The organism is Streptomyces sp. NPDC007162, assembly GCF_040634175.1.
In the GTDB taxonomy this organism is placed as follows: Bacteria; Actinomycetota; Actinomycetes; order Streptomycetales; family Streptomycetaceae; genus Streptomyces.
The window spans coordinates 1-4,363 of the sequence record NZ_JBEYFC010000641.1; the positions used below are offsets into that span (position 1 = coordinate 1).

1 protein-coding gene is annotated in these 4,363 nt (G+C 65.6%); it reads right to left on the bottom strand.

All coding sequences use genetic code 11. From position 1 onward, the window contains the following. A partial coding sequence (locus ABZ646_RS41125) for a Tat pathway signal protein (RefSeq protein WP_360531241.1) occupies positions 1-4,363 on the bottom strand: 4,363 nt, incomplete at both ends.

Here is a 4,363-nt window from a genome sequence, read left to right on the forward strand (position 1 = left end):
GCGTCCACACCCCTCGCGCCAGGTCGGCATCGGGAAGTCCTTGCGCAGGTCGATGTACCACGAGCCGTCGGTCCTCTTGCCGACGAAGGTCTGTACACACTCGTTGCCGTTGGTCTTCACCGGGTTTGTACCGCCGATACTCGCCGGCGTTCCTCCGCTCTGGTAGGTGGATGCGAAGGCGATCTCGTCACAACTGACAGTGTCCGATGCAGATTGCAGTACCGTACCCGGACCATTAGCGGGAAGGTACGGCTGGAAATTGTCTACGGTTCTTCCGCAGATGGTGTCCCGATTGACCGCCCGCTGTGTCTTGGTGGGGTCGGAAGGGGCCATCACCTCGTTTCCGAGGTACTTCAGCGGCTGCCCCTGCCCCTTGAGTCCAAAGTGGCTGGGAAGCTTGTGCTGCATCAACCAGGCATGCGCCGCTGCCGCCGACCACTTCTGGCTGTTCATGACGTACGTCGGCTTGTCCCAGCCGAAGACGCAGCCCGGCGTGGTCTTGACCTTCGTGTCGCAGCGGATGACGAGGGGGTCCTTTTCCACGACGGCGTCGTCCTTCGTGGCGGAACCGTTGAGGGAGGCGTTGGCCGTCCAATAGGGAGTTATATCCCCCTTGATGCCTATCGTTCCGCTCTGGTCCCAGGTGAGATCTCTGGTGTATGTGGCGGTGTGCGAGTCGCCCTTGGTCCAGGTGTCGGACCCCGCCCACTGTGGTGTGCTGGCTGAGCAGTATCCGCGGCATTCCGCGTCAAAGATGAACCGCGCTGTGTCGATACCGGCAGTCGTGGAAAGGAGAGCGACCCTCGCTTCTTCCTTGATGGTGGCGGAGTTTGGATCCGTGTGGACACTCAGGCGTACGCTGAACGTGGCGCTTCCGATGTACTCGCCGTTGCTGGCGTCGTACGCGGAGATTGTGATGTCGTCGTACGCACATGCGGAGGTGCGGTTGTAGGTGATGGACTTCTCCGCCACCGTGCATGTCTCCGTTTCGTCGCCGCTCACCGCGGTGGTGGCGGCGGTTTTCACACTCGGCTTCGCGGCCAGTCCGGATCCGCCTCCGGGGGTGAAGAAGGGCTCGTCGATGCTCTGCGGTGTGATGTCGTCCGCCGGGTCCGGAGCAGTTTCGTCCGGTGCTGGGAAGGTGCCATTGTCAGGGATGCCGGAGTAGTCGCCGGGTGCGAACGCGACGGCATCGTAGGCGACGTCCTTGTCGGCCGCGCCGTCTGATGTGGAGTTGGTCAGCTGCACCTCGGGGGCCTGGTCCTGGAAGTTGTAGGCGCCGAGGGAGACCCATTTGTTGTTCTGGGAGTTCTGGTCGATGGTCTTGGTCACTGCCCCGAAGGGGGTGATGACCTTGTAAGTGGCGTTGGAGACCTGCGCGCCGGTGTCCGGGACGTGTACGAAGACCTCGGCCTCGCTACCGGAGATGGCGGAGTTCAGTTTCCAGTCGCCGAGGATGGTCATGCGTCCGCTGTCGCCGCCGAGGTGGTCGGTGTCGCGTGCGTGGGTGAACCAGAAGTGGCCGTTGTAGCCGCCGCCGATCTGGTGCAGGTCGGCTTTCGCGTCGTACTGTCCGAGGCCCGGGCCGGTGGCGTTGGGGTCCGCGTAGAAGGTGAACTGGAACGAGCCGTCGGTCGTGGTGGTGCCGCAGTCGCTCCAGGTGTCGGTTCCTTGCGGTACGGACTCGACGATCTTCGCGCCCGAGGGTGCGCCGGAGCACACGGGCGTGCCGTACTGGAGTCGGTAACCGCGGCCGGGTTCACTGACCAGGGTCAGGTATTTGATGTGTTCGTTGCCGCAGCTGGTGGCGCAGTCGGACTTCCAGGTGACGTTGGATTCGTGCCACCAGTACTGGGCGTAGCAGGCGGCGTCGGGGCAGTCGGGCGGGTTGGCCGTGTCGCAGTTGTTCTTGGTGTTGCAGAACGCGTCGAGTGCCGGTGAGACGTGCGCTCGGCGGTATTTCCCGCTGGACGGGTCGATGACGGTTCCGGTGGTGCCGTTCCAGGTGGCGGGGTAGAAGCCGGCGGAGGAGAAGCCGGACTCGCCGGGCCAGTCTTGGCGGCCGGAGGTCGCGTAGGAGTGGCCGGTGTCCTGGGACCAGGCGGCCCAGCCCATCACCTTCTCCTCGTAGGGCCAGTTCTGGGGATGTGCGGCGTCTTTGGCGGCCAGCGGGTCGAGGTCGGTGTTCAGGAAGGCCAGCCGGGAGGCGGGGTAGACGGGGTTGGCGGGGTTGTTGTACCAGCCCAGGCCCCAGTTGCCGTTGGTGGCTTCGTCCGCCTTCTTGTTGAAGCCGAGGTTGTAGTTCCACACGGCGGTGAACCAGTTCTCGGGCTTGGCGGGGTCGTCGTTGTTGACTGTGATCGTCTGGCCGGACTGGTGCACCTCGTTCCATTTGTCGGCGAGGATGTAGAGCGAGGCGGCGATGTTGGTGGTGTAGTCGAGGGCGATCGCGCGTTGTGTGGTGACGTCCTTGGACTTCTCACCGGGCTTCTCGTGTCCGGCCTTGCGCATGCCGTCGGTGACTTGGCCGACGCCGTAGCCGCAGTCGGACTTGTCCCAGTGAATGGTCCAGAAGTCGTCGAGGGATCCGCCGCTCTGGTGGCCGTAGTAGCCGTCGACGGCCGCCAGGGGGCTGCCCATCTGGCCGGGGATGGCGCCGGACTCGGCCTGCCACAGGTTGGACTCCTGGGCGAGGATGCCCAGTTCGACCTGGGCGGGTATGCGTTGTCCGTTGCCGGTGTTCAGCGGCGGGGAGGGATACAGGCCCTGGGGGTCGATGGTGGAGAGTCCGGTCTGTGAGCGCCAGCCGCCTTGGGTGAGGTAGCCGGAGCGCAGATCGTTCCGGACGGCCATGTCGACGGCCCATTCGACCTGGTTGGGGGTGGGCTGCAGAGCCTGGGCCTTGACGTCGTTGCGGGGCACGGAGCACCAGGCGTCGGTGTCGATGGGGTCGTGGGCCCTGGCGTCGTCGTCGGCCGTGGTCAGGGTGCTCATCGTGGACAGCTGCGGCTTCGCGGAGCCGGTCAGTGCCGGCGACGGCCTGCCGCCCGCGGTGGTGCCGGGCTCGACGGTCTGCTGCTTCGTGTGCCGGCCTGTGCCCACGACCGTGCCGGTCACGGTCAGGACATGACTGGTGTGGCCCGTCGTCGTCTCGGCCGCGGGTTCCCTGGTTGCGGGGCCGGTGACGTCTCGGCTGGCGTTCGTGACGTTGTCGACGCCCGCCTGCACAGCGGGGGAAACCACCGTGTCGACGGCAAGGCGACCGCGGGTGGAGAGCTCCGCGTCGGGTGAGACATTCAGCGACTTGATGCCGCTGGCCGCGAAGCTCTTGCCGTGGCTGGCCCTTCCGATGAGGTAGACCGTGCCGTCGGTGCCCTGGCGCAGGTCCATCGCAGTGAGCTTGCCGCTGGCGAGGGTCGTCTTCCTGCCGTGGGCGTAGGTCTGTACGTGGGCGTTGGTGTCGCCGGTGCGGTCGATGTAGCTGACCGTGCCGTCACCGGTCACATGGATGTCGTACGGCGCGTGCGTCGTGGTGGCAAGCCGGGCTGTTCTGCCCTTGCGGTCGACGCGGACGAGCCGGTTTCCGGCGGCGGCTATCACACCGTCCTTGGTGGGGACAGCGGAGGTTATCTCGCCCTTCGCGGTGGTGTCAGCGACCGTAGTGCCTTTGGTGTTCACCGTGACCAGGCGGGTCTTGGTGTCGCGCAGGGCGGTGAAGACGGCGGTGTGCGTGGCCGGGCTGCACGTGGGGTCGAAGTAGGCCAGGGATGCGGTGAACGGCAGCTTGGTGACGCTACCGTCGTCCAGGTTCACGATCGCGGTGAACGCGCCGCCCATCATCAGGTCGGGTTTATTGGTGAAGGTGCGGGGAGCGTAGACGACGGCCGCGTGGTGGTCGTCCATGACGCACTGGTTGCCGATCCAGGTGTCGGCGGGCAGTTGCGGCTCGCTCAGCACGGCAGCCGTCTTCCAGCTGTAGCCGTTCCTGCTGTCGGCGACCAGGAGATGGAAGCCGTCGCTGTCTGCGACGGCGGTCACTGCCCGGTCCGCGGAGGTTTTCCAGCCCTTCCCGAGAACGGTGTCACGATCCTTCAGCGGGACCGCCGACGCGGACTTCTGCTCCGGTGTGACGGCCTGCTTCTGCGTCGACTTCTTCGACGGGTTCGGTATCGCCGCTTGTGCAGCGCTCGCGGTGAAGGTGGAGGCGATCAACGCGGTTGCTGCAGTGATGACCAGTACGGATGACTGTCTCCTCCTTCTTCTTCTCTGTGATGGGTAGCGCATGATCTGCTTGGTCATCTGGGCCTTCACCGAGGCGAGCAGGGCCTTGCGGTCGGCGGGCGGGAGCGGGCGGCCGGTCTCC